This is a genomic window from Metabacillus sp. YM-086, from assembly GCF_048059995.1.
Lineage (GTDB): Bacteria > Bacillota > Bacilli > Bacillales > Bacillaceae > Metabacillus > Metabacillus litoralis_B.
In genome coordinates this window covers 59,136-73,989 of the sequence record NZ_JBLUOI010000017.1, presented here as the reverse complement: position 1 = coordinate 73,989, position 14,854 = coordinate 59,136, and the positions used below count along the sequence as shown (strand labels likewise).

Here is a 14,854-nt window from a genome sequence, read left to right as displayed (position 1 = left end):
TGGTCTTCATAGGGGTGATGAAGACCGTTATAGCGTTTCAAAAGAAGGGAGATGGTCTTCATAGGGGTGATGAAGACCGTTATAGCGTTTCAAAAGAAGGGAGATGGTCTTCATAGGGGTGATGAAGACCATTATAGCGTTACGAAAGAAAGGAGATGGTCTTCATAAGAGAGATGAAGACCAACATAGCGGCTTGAAAGAAGGGAAATGGTCTTCATAGTAGAGATGAAGACCATTACAGCGTTTCGAAAGAAGGGAGATGGTCTTCATAAGAGAGATGAAGACCAACATAGCGTCTTGAATGAAGGAAAATGGTCTTCATCCACCCCCATACGTCCTCATTTCCCCTCATGAAAAGAAAATCATCGGGCATCCTACAAACTAGGAGGTGCAAAAAATGAAAAAGGTACTTATCTTATCTATCCTCTGCTTTTGTATGGCAGGCTGCCAGTTTCAAGCAGGAGAACGCTATGAGCCCCAACAAGAAGACGTAAACGGGTTAAGATTGATGAGGGATGGTCATGGCACATATGATAACCAAGAGCTCGACGATGAGCAGTTTGTTCCAAACCAAAACCCAAATTTCATTGATCTAACAGAAACAAGACCCGACAAAGGGGATGACCAAAGTAAATTAGAAGAGGCAATTATGAATGACGATACCTTATCATTAGGAAGAGTCAACATGAATGCAAACCATATAAATGTGACGGTATATACAACTGAGGATCTTTCAAAAAAAGAAATGAAGGAGAAAACGAAGGAAATTCATAAAAACATGATTACGGCTTTACCAAGATATCGAATAGATGTAAATGTAGAAAAGAAATAAGAGGGGGCATTTCGCCCCTTAAAAACCTAAAATAGAACTAATTAACCCTTTTCTGCGCGATGGCTTCGCTGGTGCTTTTGTTTGATCAAAAACAAGAGAAGGATCTTTACCAAATTCTTGTTTTTTCGAAAGTTTTTCTTGCTCAAGCTCTTCAATTCGAAGCTCTAGCTTTTTAATTGTGCTTTGTAATTCTTCCATCTCTCTTCGATGTTGAAGAAGTTGGTAGGATACGACTCCATCAGCCTTGCTTTGAACTTTTCGTTCTACTTCTTCGATCCTTTGTGTTAAGGAATCTACTTTGCTTTCATCTAATGATACCATTTGAGTAATAGTCCCCTTTCGTGTTTGCTCATTAGCAGGTGTTGGGGTGACTGTCGGATTGTTTTGCAGTTGTTTTAATCTCTCTATATCTGCATCTGAAAATTGATAGTGTCCCAGCTCGTTTTTCTCTAGCTCCAAATCTAACTGATCTACCCATCTCATTAACGTTCTTCTCGAAACCCCAAGTGACTTTGCAACAGCAGCTGTACTCATCTTTTCTCCTCCCCTGATACTGATATAAGTACAAGTCCAAAACTCCTCGTTGCGCCAATCCTAAGAACAGAAATTGTTAAGGAACTTACTAGAGTAGAATTTCGACCTAAAAAGAAAGTTCCCTTCACATTAGACAAAACAAGAACCAATTCGGCAAAGAAAGTGGATGTTTTACATATTGTGAAGGGTTCGACAAATTTCGGGAAGTGACAGGCACCCAAACCAAACAGTTCGACAAAACTCGGGAAGTGACAGGCACCACAACCCAGAAAATTCCCACAATTCTATTGACAGTTCCCCTTACTTCTCATACAATTGAAAACAATTATCAATTGCGTTTGGGAGGAAAGAATTTTGGATAAGAAGTTACATCATCGTAGAGGGTTATTATTATCAGTTTTTATTTTTATTTTATCTTCAGTTTTGCTAGGGTGTGCTAATAGCAGTGAAGAAGTAGCAGGCTCAGAGGAAAAAGGCGAAGAAAATATGCTGACGTTTGCTTGGCCTAGAGATATAGGTGAAATGAATCCGCATGTGTATAATCCTTCACAATTATTTGCGCAATCAATGGTATATGAACCATTAGTTAGCTATCAAGAAGGTGGAGAGCTAAAACCGCATCTTGCAGAGTCTTGGGATATTTCTGAGGATGGTAAGGAATATACGTTTCATCTTCGAGAAGGTGTAAAGTTTTCTGATGGAACGAGCTTTAATGCCGAAGTTGTGAAAAAGAATTTTGATACCATTTTAAATCATTTAGATATGCATAGCTGGTTAGGGTTTCTATCAAAAATTGCTTCAACTGAAGTTGTTGATGAAAGTACATTCAAGCTAACTTTAACAGAAGCTTATTATCCAACCATTCAGGAATTAGCCGTTGTTCGACCAGTTCGATTCTTAGGTGAAGCGGGGTTTCCTGAGGATGGTGATACATCAAAAGGTGTAGTAGAACCAGTTGGAACAGGTCCGTGGGTGCTAGAAGAGTATAAAGTAGATGAATATGCAGTTTTCAAGCGTAATGAAGAGTACTGGGGCGAGCTTCCAAAAGAAGAAAAAATCACAGTGAAAATTATTCCTGATGCCGAAACAAGAGTGCTTGCGTTTGAAAAAGGTGAAATCGATCTTCTGTATGGAGAAGGGACAATTAGCTTAGATGCCTTCAAACAGTTAGAATCAACAGAAAACTATGAATCTAGTATTTCTGAGCCAGTTGCAACAAGACAGCTTGTAATAAATTCGAAAAAAGAACAGCTTTCTGATGAAAAGGTACGTCAAGCTTTACACTACGCTTTTAATAAGGAAGCTTTAGTTGAGGGCGTTACGTCAGGATATGAAGAAAAAGCAGACTATATCCTGCCAACAAACTTACCTTATACGAAAGACAATGGTGCAATTGTTATTGATTATGATGTAGAAAAAGCAGGATCGTTATTAGACGAAGCGGGCTGGACGCTTTCTGAAGGAGAAACGGTTCGTGAAAAAGATGGACAACCCCTTGAAATTGAGCTAATGTATGATTCAGCAGAACTCATTCAAAAAACAATGGCTGAAGTTCTTCAATCAGAATGGGCAGCAATTGGTGTGAAATTAAACATTGTCGGAGTTGAATTAACTGAGCAGGTTCAACGTTTTAAGGATAATAATTTTGAAATTAATTTCTTTAGTAACTACGGAGCTCCTTATGATCCACATACGTTCTTAAACATCGTTGCATCAGAAGGGTTTGGATTTAATGAGGCAATATCAGCTTATCCAAACAAAGCTGAAATTTTGAAACAAATTGCAGAGGTTCCTAAGACAACTGATGAGGCACAACGTCAGCAACTATATACATCAATCTTAACGTCGATACAAGATCAGGGAGCGATTATTCCTATTTCTTATATTAAGAAAACAGCAATTTATCAAAAGGATGTAACGAACTTTACTTTCCCTGCTAATCGTGATGAGCATCCATTTACGAACATTAGCATGAAGTAGGAAGTTGTAGTACCAGGAGGTTATTATGGGCACTTTTATTTTAAAACGAATGTTTTCGATTATTCCGGTTTTTCTTTTGGCAGCACTTGTTACAACTGGAATGATTCATCTTTCACCGGTAGATCCGGCTGAAGCCTACTTAACTGCCGCCCATATTCAACCAACAGATGAACTCTTGGAACAAAAAAGACAAGAGTTTGGCTTAGATCAGCCATTTTTCATACAATATGTAAATTCTATTATGAAGATATGCCAACTTGATTTTGGCATATCTTATGTTTCGAATAAGCCTGTTTGGGATGAGGTTATTACTCGAATTCCGGCTACTATTCAGTTAGCACTGGGAAGTATTTTTATAGCCATAATCGTTAGTGTTCCTCTTGGATTTCTTGCTGGAATAAAGAAAAATAGTATGATAGATCATTTTAGTAGATTTCTTTCTTTTATAGGGGCATCGATCCCCTCTTTTTGGCTTGGATATCTCTTTATTTTTTTCTTTTCTGTAAAGCTCGATCTCTTTCCGGTTGAAGGAACCGGAACATGGCTGCATCTTGTTCTTCCTTCAGTAACTCTGGCTCTTCCGCTAATCGCCATTTATACAAGATTGTTACGTGCCAGTGTGCTTGAAAATTTGGATGAACCTTATGTGCTCTACGCGAGAACGAGGGGAATTAATGAAAAAACAATCATGGCGAAGCACGTGTTGAGAATTGCGATTTCGCCAATGATTACCGGGTTAGGAATGAATCTTGGAAAACTTCTAACAGGTACGATTATTGTTGAAGCTGTTTTTTCTTGGCCAGGCTTTGGTCGTTATTTTATTGAAGCGATTTTTAACCGTGATATACCCGTGATTCAGTGCTATGTGTTAATTGGAGCAAGTTTGTTTATTATTAGTAATTTACTAGTAGATGTGATTCAAATGGTGATAGATCCGCGCATTTCCAGGAAAGTAGGCTACAAGCAATGATAAGAAGAATACGCCAAATTTTCATCAGTCAAAAAATAATTCCGATCTGCTCGATTATTTTAGGTATTCTTTTCTTCATTGCTATATTTGCTCCTTGGATTGCACCTAATGATCCAATCGCAGTTAACATAGTGAATAAATTACAGCCTCCATCATGGGAATATCCTTTAGGGACGGATCAGCTAGGAAGATGTAATTTATCAAGAATATTATATGGTGCCCGTATATCACTAGGATTTGCCATTTTAATTTTTATCTCATCTATTCTAATTGGTTTGATCGTCGGGACCTTTTCAGGATATAAAGGCGGCTGGATTGATCACGTTTTAATGAGGTTTTGTGATGGAGTGATGGCTTTTCCAAACTTGATCCTTGTTCTTGGCCTTGTAGGTATTTTTGGACCTGGGCTAACACAAGTCATTATCGCCATTATGCTTGTGCAATGGGTTTATTATGCACGGATGTTCCGGGGGATGGTCCTAAGCTTAAAGGAGCAGAACTTTATTGCTGCTGCAAAGGTGAGTGGATCTTCTCAATGGAAAATTATTAAAAATCATATTGTTCCAAACGTCCTTCCACCGCTTGTTGTGATGGGAACATTAGAAATGGGCTGGGCGATAATGGATATATCGGCCATGTCGTTTCTCGGATTGGGCGTTCAGGCTCCTACACCAGAGTGGGGTGCAATGATTCATGAAGGAAAGTCGTACATACGAACGAATCCTGAATTAATGCTCTATCCGGGCTTGTTCATTATGGTAGTCATCATTACATTCAATTTATTAGGCGAAGCATTGTCAGAGCGTTACGGTGTAAAACGTAGATTTTAACAAAGGATGAGAAGGTTGGAAACAGAACAGTCAAATGTGCTACAGGTCAAAGATTTACATGTAAAGGTAAAAACGAAAAATAGTGAGGTTTCTCTAGTTCAAGATCTTAATTTTGAATTAAAGCGTGGAAGTGTTCTTGGTCTTGTTGGAGAAAGTGGATGCGGTAAAACCGTTACAAGTATGTCCATCCTTCAACTTCTTAACAAAAAAACGTCAACAATCGAAGGAAGTATCACATTACAAGGTCGTGAATTAAATGGTTTGAGTGATAAAGACATGCGTAAGATACGTGGTAAGGATATCGCGTTTATTATGCAAAACCCAATGAATGCTTTTACACCTGTTTTTACAATTGGCCATCAATTTGTTGAAACGATTCGCTCTCATACAAATTGTCATAAAAAACAAGCAATAGAGCTTGCGATCGAAGCAATGAACTCTGTGAATCTACCTGACCCTGCAAAACTGCTAAAATCCTATCCTTTTCAATTAAGCGGAGGTATGCTTCAGCGTGTGATGATTGCCATTGCAGCTTGTACCCATCCAGCTGTTATTATTGCCGATGAACCAACTACTGCACTTGATGTGAAAAATCAAAAAACAGTATTACATCATTTAGATGCGATTCGCTCTAAATATGGCTCGGCTATTCTTTTGATTTCCCATGATCTGGGGGTTATCTCAGAAATGGCAGATGACGTAGCGGTCATGCAAAATGGTAAAATCGTTGAAAAAGCAGATGTGTTTCAGCTATTTGATGAGCCGCAGCATGAATATACAAAGAAACTATTGCATGCACGACCACTACTACATGTAAAGGAAACTGTCATTTGAGATTGAGGGGGAGAAAAATGAGTTTATTACAAGTAAATAACGTAACTCATAGCTACGGATCTCAATCCTTTTTTAAGTGGAAAGACCGTTCGAAAAAGATTCTTTCCGATATTTCCTTTTCTATTGAAGAAGGAACCTGTTTAGGAATGCTTGGTTCAAGCGGGGCTGGTAAAAGTACTTTAGGTAAAGTGATACTTGGATTAGAACAACCACAAAAAGGTGAAATTCTTTTTCAAGGCCATGATCTTTATAACGTTGATAAGCGTACTCTTCATAAAATTCGCCGTGATCTTCAAGTAGTATTCCAGGATTCCTACTCTTCCGTTAATCCTCGACTGACGGCAGAACGCATTATTGCCGAGCCTTTAGAAAACTATGAAAAGCTAACGGTGAATGAACAAAAGCGAATGATTATTGAGTTGCTAGAAAGAGTAGGTCTAAGCGAAAGTGACCTGAAAAAACACCCGAACCAATTTAGCGGTGGCCAATTGCAAAGAATCAACATTGCAAGAGCCATCTCCCTAAAACCTAGGCTGATCGTATTAGACGAATCTGTAAGCAGCCTTGATATGGTAAATCAAACACTTGTTTTAGAATTACTAAAAGAATTAAAAAAAGACTTTGGCTTATCTTACCTCTTTATTACACACGACATAAAAGCTGCATATGAGATTAGCGATAAAATTGGCTTGCTAGAAAAAGGAGAACTCGTAGAACTCTACCACGACAAAACTCAATTCTTCACATCAAACCACCCTGTCGCTCAGGAAATGAGAAACTCTATCCTTGCCGAGCACCCACGAAACCGCACAGTCAGAGACAGCGGCTCGTTTGGTGACAAAGGGACAGGTCCCGCGTACAGGATCCTTCGACAAAGAAGGGACGGAGGGACAGGTTCCTTGACCCGCTTATAGATCCTGGCGACAAAGAATAGAAAAGGAAAAGGAGTGCCTACTTTGCACTCCTTTTTTATATTGTATGAGGGGTGATGTGGGACAAGGAACCTGTCCCCACATCACCCCTCATACAACTCCAACGGCAATCCATCCGGATCTTTAAAAAACGTAAACTTCTTACCGGTGAATGGATCGATTCGAATTTCTTCGACTTCTACATCTTTTCCTACGAGCTCATCCACAGCTTCATCAATATTGTCCACTTCAAAAGCGAGGTGTCGTAATCCTGCGGCTTCAGGCTGATTTGGCCTGCTAGGGGGATCTGGGAAGGAAAATAGCTCAATTTGATAGGTGTCATGCACAATCAAATCTAATTTATACGACTTCCGTTCTTCACGATAAACTTCAGATAAAACAGGAAACCCTAGTACCTCTGTATAAAACTTTTTTGACTTTTCATAATCAGAACAAATAATCGCAACATGATGGATTTTTTTGATTTTCATATTTTAACTTCTCTCCCTAAATATGTAATAAAAGCACAGTTTTTCACAAATCATATTATAATGAACTATATTTAGTCAATTTGCTTTTGACGCTTATTGTGACCTATACTATAATTATAATGTTATGCATGAAAATTGAGGTGAACATGTGTGTTAGATCGTTTACAATCGGTAGAAGACCGTTACGAAAAGTTAAATCAGCTTTTAATGGATCCAGATATTATCAACGATTCAAAAAAGCTACGTGAATATTCAAAAGAACAATCAGATCTACAAGAAACTGTGGAAGCTTACCGCGAATACAAAGAAGTCCGTGAGCAAATTTCTGATACAAAATCAATGCTTGAAGAGAAGCTTGATGCAGAGATGCGTGAAATGGCGAAGGAAGAGCTTTCCGAGTTAGAAGAACGTGAAGAAGAATTAACAGCTCGTCTTAAGCTTTTACTTGTTCCGAAAGATCCTAATGATGATAAAAACGTTATTATGGAGATCCGTGGAGCAGCAGGTGGAGATGAGGCTGCATTGTTTGCGTCTGATTTATACCGTATGTACAGCCGCTTTGCTGAAATGCAAGGCTGGAAAACAGAAGTAATGGAAGCGAACGCAACAGGTACTGGTGGTTATAAAGAAATTATCTTTATGATTAACGGTAAAGGTGCTTATTCAAAATTAAAATTTGAAAACGGTGCCCACCGTGTACAACGTGTTCCTGAAACAGAATCAGGCGGACGTATCCATACGTCAACTGCAACAGTTGCTGTTTTACCAGAGGCTGAAGAAGTGGAAGTAGAAATCCATGAAAAAGATATTCGTGTTGATACGTTTGCATCAAGTGGTCCAGGAGGACAAAGTGTTAATACAACAATGTCAGCTGTTCGTTTAACACACTTACCAACTAATACTGTTGTATCGTGTCAGGATGAAAAATCACAAATCAAAAACAAAGAAAAAGCGATGAAGGTCCTTCGTGCTCGTGTTTATGATAAATTCCAGCAAGAAGCACAAGCTGAGTACGATCAAAACCGTAAGCTTGCGGTTGGTACTGGTGACCGTTCAGAGCGTATTCGAACTTATAACTTCCCGCAAAACCGTGTAACAGACCACCGAATCGGTTTAACGATTCAAAAGCTTGATCAAATCTTAGAAGGTAAGCTTGATGAAGTTGTAGAAGCACTGATCGTTGAAGATCAATCAAGCCGCCTTGAAGCTGCGGAAGATTAAAATAAAGATGAAATTTGTGTACGAAGCCCTGAACTGGGCTTCTTCTTTTTTAAAGGAAGCGGGAAGAGATGAAAATGCAGGGGAATTATTGTTGCGGCACCATTTAGAAATGGATCGGGCAACATTATTATCTAATTTGAGACTGGTCCTCTCAGAAAAGCAAATCCTAGCATTTCAAGTTGATGTAAAAAAACATGCAGAAGGACAGCCTGTTCAATATTTAATTGGATATGAAGAGTTTTATGGCAGGCGTTTTATCGTAAATAAAGAAGTATTAATACCAAGACCTGAAACTGAGGAGCTTGTGGAGGGGATTTTACAAAGAGCCTCTGAGCATTTTGATGGTGAGCAAAAACTAAATGTTGTCGATGTTGGGACAGGCAGTGGTGCCATCGCAATTACCTTGGCTCTTGAAAACCCGAAATTCTGTGTGTCAGCTGTTGATATTGCAGAGGAATCTCTTCAAGTAGCTCAGCAAAACAGCAGGGAACTACATGCTGAAGTCGAGTGGCTTCACGGAGATTTACTAGAACCTGTTAAAAATAAAATCGATATCTTAGTATCAAATCCACCTTATATTCCAGATTGGGAAATTGAAACTCTATCACCTGTTGTGAAGGATCATGAACCAATGCGCGCATTGGCAGGTGGAGAAGATGGCTTAGATTTTTATAGAAGGCTGATCAATGACATGATAAGCTTGCTGAATCCAAAAGCGTTAATTGCGTTTGAAATTGGAGCTGGGCAGGGGAAGGATGTTAAGGCTCTTCTTGAACAAGCACTTCCGACAAAGGCGAAAGTAGAAGTTGTTTACGATATTAACGGCAAAGATCGCATGGTATTTGCGACAATTTAAGGAGTAGAACCCTTGGTAAAACTGGGGTTTCTTCTTTTTAAAACTATAAAACTATTTTTTTTCAAAAATATAGTTTAAGAATCTCTCACGCTGACTATACTGTCTACTACAAGGGAGGCGTGAGGAAATGAAAAAACAACAATTAGCACTTATATATATATTCTTATTATTCTTTGGGGCAATAGCAAATGTTTATAAAGAGCCGGTGGAAGCTAGCACACAGGAACCGGTAGTGATACCAGATGAAGCGATTCGCTTACGAATTCTAGCAAATAGTAATTCTGATGAAGATCAAGAGTTAAAGAGAAAAGTTCGCGATGAAGTAAACAAGGAAATCACAGAGTGGGTTTCAGAATTAACTTCAGTAGAAGCTGCTGAAGAGTTAATAGAATCAAGACTACCGGAAATCGAAAACATCGTTGCACGTGTACTAAAGGAAGAAAACATGGAGCAAGAGTATACAGTAGATTTTGATCATGATGTAAGCTTTCCAACAAAGCTTTATGGTAACTTCATTTATCCAGCAGGTGAGTATGAAGCGATCTTAATCAGCCTAGGTGAAGCAAAGGGCGCTAACTGGTGGTGTGTTCTATTCCCACCACTATGCTTCCTAGACTTCTCAAATGGAGAAGCCGTACAAGCTGAAGAAACAGAAAAAACAAACGAAGCGAGCAAAACAACAGAAGAAGTTGCATCACTAGTTGTTGACGAAGATGAAGACAAGCAAGAAGTAGAAGTGAAATTCTTTTTGGTTGAGTGGTTTGAAGGGTTGTTTTCGTGATGGGTGCCTGTCACTCCCCGAAGTTTGTCGAATACCAAAAAGCCGGAGTGATAATTACTCCGGCTTTTTTGATCGATTTATTCTACCGTTACTTCAACTTGGATTTCTTCATCTGCTTCAACTGTTTCTTCTTCCACAGCTGTTGCATGAACAGCAGAGTTTGCATGTGCATGTAATTTTGCCATGTTACTAGCATGTTCGTTTGCTTTTGCTGCTGCTTTATTTTTGCTAGAAGTATTTACTTCAACAGTTTTACTAGCTTCATCTTCAGTAGTTTCTGTCGTTGCTTCTTCAGTTGTAGGTTCTTCTACAGTCGTTTCGCTATCTTCGTTAACGTTCGTAGACTCTTCAGTACCTTCTTCAGTTGAACCGTCTTCTACAATTGTCTCGTTTTCTTCGTTAACATCAGTAGCTTCTTCTGCATCCTCGTTAGTCACAGCATCTTCATCTACAGTTGTTTCACGATCTTCATTAACGTCAGTAGCTTCTTCTGCATCTTCATCAGTCGCAGCATCTTCTTCTACAGTCGTTTCACGATCTTCATTAACGTCAGTAGCTTCTTCTGCATCTTCATCAGTCGCAGCATCTTCTTCTACAGTCGGTTCAATTTCTTCGTTAACATCTGTACCTTCTTCAGTTGCATCAGTTTCTACAGTAGATTTGCTATCTTCATTAACATCAGTAGCTTCTTCAGTTGTATCTTCAGAAGTATTTTCTTCTACATCTGTTGCCACTTCTTCTTCAGCTACAGCGTGAACAGCAGCATTTTTATTTGCATGCAATTTTGCATTGTCACTAGAATTCTCATATGCTTGTGAGTTTGCTTTGTTTGCTGCAGATTTATTTTGCTTTTCTGTTTTCTCAACAGCTTCTGTTTGTTCCACTTCCGTTACTTCAGGTTGCACTTCTTCTACCGTTTTTTGAGCTTTTACTTTCGTTTTTCCATGAACAGCCGAATTTGCAGCAGCATGTTCTTTTGCTGTTGCGCTAGCTTTAACACTAGCCTGTGACTTTCCAGCTTTCACTTCAACTTTTTTAGCTTCTACAACTTTCACCGTTCTTACTGCTTTAGCATCTTTCGGTCCTGCTGCTTCACTAATTTGACCTCCAGCAAAAATTCCTACTGAAACAATTCCTGCTAATACCGCTGTTTTTACCACATTCATTTTTAACATATGATTCTCTCCTTTTTCTATTAAAAAATGTATTTACAATAGTTTTAGAAAAAAGGAGTATCTTGTGGTGGCGGTGATGGAGGTGCATGATCCCATTGATTGCGGTACTGGAGCTGCTTAGAAATAAGTGGCTGAACCCGCCTAACGATCAAGTATGCTTCTGCATTTACTATGAATTTATCAAATGTACTTTTTGCATTGGATCCTTTGCTCGTTCTGTCCTTTGATGATCCTTCAGAAGATTTCTGAGAAACAGAAGAGTGAGGGTTTACTGCCTTGATTGGAACATTGTTTTCCTTTTTAACAGGAGGTTCATCTTCCTTCTTAGGATCCACACTCACTTCCTCTTTACTAGTCTTGACAGGTTTAACATCATCACCTTTTTCGGAAGCGTTTGAAGTAGTCTCTTTAACAGAAGGTGTAGTAGTAACAACAGTCTGTGGAGATGCTTTCACTTCAGTTTCTTCCTTCTTTTCAGTAGCAGAGGATTTCTTTTCTGCCTGTTCTGAGGGCTGGTTGCTGTTAACCGCTTTTTCCTTTTCTTCTTTCACTTTGTTAACAGCTTGTTTTGCCTTATCACCAGCCTTCTCAGGAAGCTGCTTAGTGTTGCTCGTTTTATCACTAGCTTTCTCAGGAAGTGACTTAGCTTTACTAGCCTTTTCACTTGCCTGAGCCGGAAGTGTTTTCTCCACCTTGTTTTGTAAAGGTTTTTCCGGTTTTGCTTGTGGTGATGGAGTAGGTTTGGAAATTTCCTTTTTTACCGTGTCCACTTTTTGTTGAGCATTTTGAGCATTCTTATTCTCAGGCTGACCGTTATCCTTAGCAAAAGTATCATCAGGAAAAGCAAAGGCTACAAAACTGACCAAAGCAACAAATAATAAATGACGGAATTGCATGATTTCACCACCTTTCCGTTGAAAAATGCACCATATATACTCTTCGGTTAGATGTGTAGGAATATGTAGGTAGTGCCTGTCACTTCCCGAAGTTTGTCGAAGAAAATCTATGAATAAATCTAGCTTTCTCCTCATAGAGTTTAGTAGAGAAAACAAAATGGGGTGAAAGTATGTTATTTCAGTTAAAAATAGCAGAGGAAAAGGATCTTGGTAGATTAACAGATTTTATTGAGAAAGCAGGACTTAGTTCAGAAGGTTTGGATAGTATAATAGATTATTTTGTGATGTTGGAGGATGGTAATCATGAGGTTGTGGCCTGTATTGGGGTGGAACCGCTGAATACTCATGGATTGCTGCGTTCTCTCGTTGTTTCGGACAAGCTAAAGCAGGCACATATTGTGACACTTTTTCAAAGCATTCAAACGTTAGCAGAGAAAAAGGGAATTGAGAATTTATACCTTGTGACAAACAAAGAAGCATCTGTACATTTTCTAGCATTAATGGGCTTTAGCCAAATCGAATCAGATGTGATTCCGGATGAAATGTTAACCTTAGATCATATGAGTGGTTCACTTGAAGATCCAAATGCAAAGATTATGGTGAAATCCTCTTAATTTTCTAATATCCACATAGTTATTCACAATAATAACAGCCTTATCCACAAATTGTGGATAAGGCTTGTTTTATTGTGAGTCTTCTTTTATACTTTCTAGAGTTAAACCTCTACATTTAGGCAAGAAATGTAGGTGAAAGTACGGATTTTAAGGGAGTTAATAGAAAATGAACACGAATCTTTGGACTGTGGATGACTTAACTGACTTATCCACTAGTTATCCACAAATTACACAGGCAGCTAAAATGTTAAAAGAAAACGAGGTTGTTGCCTTTCCTACCGAGACTGTTTATGGACTTGGAGCAAATGCGTGCTCTGATGAAGCGGTCCGTAAAATATTTGAAGCAAAGGGGCGCCCAAGTGATAATCCATTGATTGTCCATATTGCTTCACAAGAAAAGCTGAACGATATTGTACAGGATATCCCTGACTATGCAAATCTGTTGATCAAGGAATTTTGGCCGGGCCCGTTAACATTAGTTTTGAGAAAAAAAGGAGAGCTCTTATCAGACTTCGTTACAGCGGGGCTTGATACGGTTGGAGTGAGAATGCCCGATCACCCAATTGCCTTAGCGTTAATAAAAGAGGCAGATGTCCCAGTCGCGGCACCAAGTGCAAATCGATCAGGAAAGCCAAGTCCAACCCAAGCTTCGCATGTATACCATGATCTTAAAGGTAGAATCAGTGGGATTGTTGATGGGGGGCCAACTGGAGTTGGTGTTGAATCAACGGTTGTGGATTGTACCTCAACCATTCCAACGATCTTAAGACCTGGTGGAGTAACGAAGGAGCAATTGGAAACAGTTGTTGGTGAAGTGAGTGTGGACCAGGCATTACTTGAAGAAGGTCATGCACCAAAGTCTCCCGGCATGAAATACACACATTATGCTCCAAACGCACCTGTTATTGTCGTTGATGGAAGTCGTCCGTTTTTACAAACTCTTATCAACCAATATGAAAAGAACGGTAAAAAAGTAGGTGTGTTAACAACAGAGGAAGGGAAAACTGAGCTTCAGGCTGCAAAGGTAATAGCATGCGGAACACGGGAAGACCTCCAAACTGTAGCAGCTAATCTTTATGATGTGTTAAGAAAATTTGACCAAGAAGAAGATGTTGATCTTATTTTAAGTGAAAGTTTTCCACAGGCCGGTGTTGGTGAAGCCATTATGAATAGGCTTTTAAAAGCAGCTGGAAACCAAGTTATTGTAGAAGAATAATCAAGCTCCTTAATACTATGTTCTAATCAGAATCGGGTGCGCATAAGGTTAATTAGGCGTGTCCGAGGAGGGGGAAAATGAACATAGAATCAATATTGGGAGAACTCGTTACATTATTTATTATGGCACTGGCACTAGGTATGGACGCTTTTTCGGTCGGCCTTGGCATGGGCTTAATTAGGCTGCGAATGCGGCAGATTTTTTACATAGGAATCACAATCGGCGTTTTTCATATATGGATGCCACTTGTCGGGATGTTAATTGGCCGTCTACTAAGTGATACGTTTGGAACAATTGCTACTTTATTAGGCGGTACTCTACTTATTTTATTAGGTATTCAGATGATATTTGCATCGTTTAAAAAAGATGATGAGCCGCTCATTACACCCGTAGGATTCGGTTTAATTGTTTTTGCCTTAAGTGTCAGTTTAGATAGCTTTTCAGTTGGTTTAAGCTTAGGAATCTACGGGGCCAAAACCTTTCTAACAGTCATGATGTTCGGAGTTGTTAGTATGGTGTTAACGTGGATTGGGTTATTGGTTGGCAAGCGTGTCCAAAATTGGTTAGGTGCCTATAGTGAAGCGCTTGGTGGAAGTATTCTGCTTGCGTTTGGTTTAAAGCTTTTATTTCCTTTTTAATTTCTCAAAGGTTCAAATCATTTATGGTTTGATCCTTTTTTAAAATACATAAAACCTGAAAGTGAATGGTGAACA

16 protein-coding genes are annotated in these 14,854 nt (G+C 39.1%); 12 read left to right on the top strand and 4 right to left on the bottom strand.

The genetic code is table 11. The features are described from left to right. The first annotated feature begins 397 nt into the window (after positions 1-397). The gene (locus ACEWK1_RS10130; protein ID WP_231308649.1) at positions 398-832 is read left to right on the top strand and encodes a hypothetical protein; all 435 of its coding nucleotides are present in this window, start codon (positions 398-400) and stop codon (positions 830-832) included. 18 nt (positions 833-850) lie between these two features. On the opposite strand, the gene ACEWK1_RS10125 is transcribed toward ACEWK1_RS10130, so the two are convergent. Beyond that, on the bottom strand, positions 851-1,366 hold the full coding sequence (locus ACEWK1_RS10125) for a MerR family transcriptional regulator (protein WP_231308648.1): 516 nt from the start codon (positions 1,364-1,366) through the stop codon (positions 851-853). Between the two features lie 402 nt (positions 1,367-1,768). Here ACEWK1_RS10125 and nikA point away from each other — a divergent pair, with 402 nt between their 5' ends. From nikA to nikE, 5 genes are read left to right on the top strand one after another with little or no spacing between them, the layout of a single operon-like run. Then, the gene (gene nikA, locus ACEWK1_RS10120) at positions 1,769-3,346 is read left to right on the top strand and encodes a nickel ABC transporter substrate-binding protein (RefSeq protein WP_416636143.1); all 1,578 of its coding nucleotides are present in this window, start codon (positions 1,769-1,771) and stop codon (positions 3,344-3,346) included. A 25-nt stretch (positions 3,347-3,371) separates the two neighbouring features. Further along, a complete protein-coding gene (nikB, locus tag ACEWK1_RS10115; protein ID WP_416636141.1) occupies positions 3,372-4,316 on the top strand; it encodes a nickel ABC transporter permease subunit NikB in 945 nt (314 codons plus the stop codon). Continuing rightward, positions 4,313-5,146 carry a nickel ABC transporter permease subunit NikC gene (nikC, locus tag ACEWK1_RS10110; RefSeq protein ID WP_098795434.1) on the top strand — a complete coding sequence of 278 codons (834 nt, stop codon included), beginning with the start codon at positions 4,313-4,315 and terminating at the stop codon, positions 5,144-5,146. Before nikB ends, nikC begins: the two co-directional genes overlap by 4 nt. A gap of 15 nt (positions 5,147-5,161) precedes the next feature. Beyond that, positions 5,162-5,980, top strand: coding sequence for a nickel import ATP-binding protein NikD (gene nikD, locus ACEWK1_RS10105; RefSeq protein ID WP_098795435.1), 819 nt, complete (start codon positions 5,162-5,164; stop codon positions 5,978-5,980). 17 nt (positions 5,981-5,997) lie between these two features. Further along, on the top strand, positions 5,998-6,894 hold the full coding sequence (nikE, locus tag ACEWK1_RS10100; RefSeq protein ID WP_416636139.1) for a nickel import ATP-binding protein NikE: 897 nt from the start codon (positions 5,998-6,000) through the stop codon (positions 6,892-6,894). 101 nt (positions 6,895-6,995) lie between these two features. Here the strand turns inward: nikE and ACEWK1_RS10095 are convergent, their stop codons facing one another. Beyond that, complete coding sequence (locus ACEWK1_RS10095; protein WP_247346676.1) at positions 6,996-7,382, bottom strand: VOC family protein; 387 nt, start codon at positions 7,380-7,382, stop codon at positions 6,996-6,998. Positions 7,383-7,532: 150 nt separating this feature from the next. On the opposite strand from ACEWK1_RS10095, the gene prfA reads away from it, so the two are divergent. From prfA to spoIIR, 3 genes are all read left to right on the top strand, one after another. After that, the gene (gene prfA / locus ACEWK1_RS10090; RefSeq protein ID WP_121663888.1) at positions 7,533-8,603 is read left to right on the top strand and encodes a peptide chain release factor 1; all 1,071 of its coding nucleotides are present in this window, start codon (positions 7,533-7,535) and stop codon (positions 8,601-8,603) included. Between the two features lie 7 nt (positions 8,604-8,610). Then, the gene (prmC, locus tag ACEWK1_RS10085; RefSeq protein ID WP_247347039.1) at positions 8,611-9,459 is read left to right on the top strand and encodes a peptide chain release factor N(5)-glutamine methyltransferase; all 849 of its coding nucleotides are present in this window, start codon (positions 8,611-8,613) and stop codon (positions 9,457-9,459) included. A gap of 127 nt (positions 9,460-9,586) precedes the next feature. Further along, positions 9,587-10,240, top strand: coding sequence for a stage II sporulation protein R (gene spoIIR / locus ACEWK1_RS10080; protein WP_247346674.1), 654 nt, complete (start codon positions 9,587-9,589; stop codon positions 10,238-10,240). A gap of 77 nt (positions 10,241-10,317) precedes the next feature. Here spoIIR and ACEWK1_RS10075 read toward each other — a convergent pair whose 3' ends face one another. Then, positions 10,318-11,415 carry a hypothetical protein gene (locus tag ACEWK1_RS10075; RefSeq protein ID WP_416636137.1) on the bottom strand — a complete coding sequence of 366 codons (1,098 nt, stop codon included), beginning with the start codon at positions 11,413-11,415 and terminating at the stop codon, positions 10,318-10,320. 44 nt (positions 11,416-11,459) lie between these two features. Continuing rightward, positions 11,460-12,311, bottom strand: a complete 852-nt coding sequence (locus ACEWK1_RS10070) for a hypothetical protein (RefSeq protein WP_098795442.1) — start codon at positions 12,309-12,311, stop codon at positions 11,460-11,462. Positions 12,312-12,481: 170 nt separating this feature from the next. Here ACEWK1_RS10070 and ACEWK1_RS10065 point away from each other — a divergent pair, with 170 nt between their 5' ends. The 3 genes from ACEWK1_RS10065 to ACEWK1_RS10055 all read left to right on the top strand — a co-directional run bounded on the left by ACEWK1_RS10065 (position 12,482) and on the right by ACEWK1_RS10055 (position 14,779). After that, on the top strand, positions 12,482-12,925 hold the full coding sequence (locus ACEWK1_RS10065) for a GNAT family N-acetyltransferase (RefSeq protein WP_231308642.1): 444 nt from the start codon (positions 12,482-12,484) through the stop codon (positions 12,923-12,925). 166 nt (positions 12,926-13,091) lie between these two features. After that, positions 13,092-14,141, top strand: a complete 1,050-nt coding sequence (locus ACEWK1_RS10060; RefSeq protein WP_231308641.1) for an L-threonylcarbamoyladenylate synthase — start codon at positions 13,092-13,094, stop codon at positions 14,139-14,141. A 77-nt stretch (positions 14,142-14,218) separates the two neighbouring features. Continuing rightward, positions 14,219-14,779, top strand: a complete 561-nt coding sequence (locus ACEWK1_RS10055) for a manganese efflux pump MntP family protein (RefSeq protein WP_416636135.1) — start codon at positions 14,219-14,221, stop codon at positions 14,777-14,779. Positions 14,780-14,854: the final 75 nt, after the last annotated feature.

Excerpts from the sequence above, each read along its gene's own strand:
- ACEWK1_RS10130 (WP_231308649.1), top strand. The coding sequence starts at position 398 with ATGAAAAAGGTACTTATCTTATCTATCCTCTGCTTTTGTATGGCAGGC.
- ACEWK1_RS10125 (WP_231308648.1), bottom strand. The coding sequence starts at position 1,366 with ATGAGTACAGCTGCTGTTGCAAAGTCACTTGGGGTTTCGAGAAGAACG.
- nikB (WP_416636141.1), top strand. The coding sequence starts at position 3,372 with ATGGGCACTTTTATTTTAAAACGAATGTTTTCGATTATTCCGGTTTTT.
- nikC (WP_098795434.1), top strand. The coding sequence starts at position 4,313 with ATGATAAGAAGAATACGCCAAATTTTCATCAGTCAAAAAATAATTCCG.
- nikE (WP_416636139.1), top strand. The coding sequence starts at position 5,998 with ATGAGTTTATTACAAGTAAATAACGTAACTCATAGCTACGGATCTCAA.
- ACEWK1_RS10095 (WP_247346676.1), bottom strand. The coding sequence starts at position 7,382 with ATGAAAATCAAAAAAATCCATCATGTTGCGATTATTTGTTCTGATTAT.
- prmC (WP_247347039.1), top strand. The coding sequence starts at position 8,611 with ATGAAATTTGTGTACGAAGCCCTGAACTGGGCTTCTTCTTTTTTAAAG.
- spoIIR (WP_247346674.1), top strand. The coding sequence starts at position 9,587 with ATGAAAAAACAACAATTAGCACTTATATATATATTCTTATTATTCTTT.
- ACEWK1_RS10075 (WP_416636137.1), bottom strand. The coding sequence starts at position 11,415 with ATGTTAAAAATGAATGTGGTAAAAACAGCGGTATTAGCAGGAATTGTT.
- ACEWK1_RS10070 (WP_098795442.1), bottom strand. The coding sequence starts at position 12,311 with ATGCAATTCCGTCATTTATTATTTGTTGCTTTGGTCAGTTTTGTAGCC.
- ACEWK1_RS10065 (WP_231308642.1), top strand. The coding sequence starts at position 12,482 with ATGTTATTTCAGTTAAAAATAGCAGAGGAAAAGGATCTTGGTAGATTA.
- ACEWK1_RS10060 (WP_231308641.1), top strand. The coding sequence starts at position 13,092 with ATGAACACGAATCTTTGGACTGTGGATGACTTAACTGACTTATCCACT.
- ACEWK1_RS10055 (WP_416636135.1), top strand. The coding sequence starts at position 14,219 with ATGAACATAGAATCAATATTGGGAGAACTCGTTACATTATTTATTATG.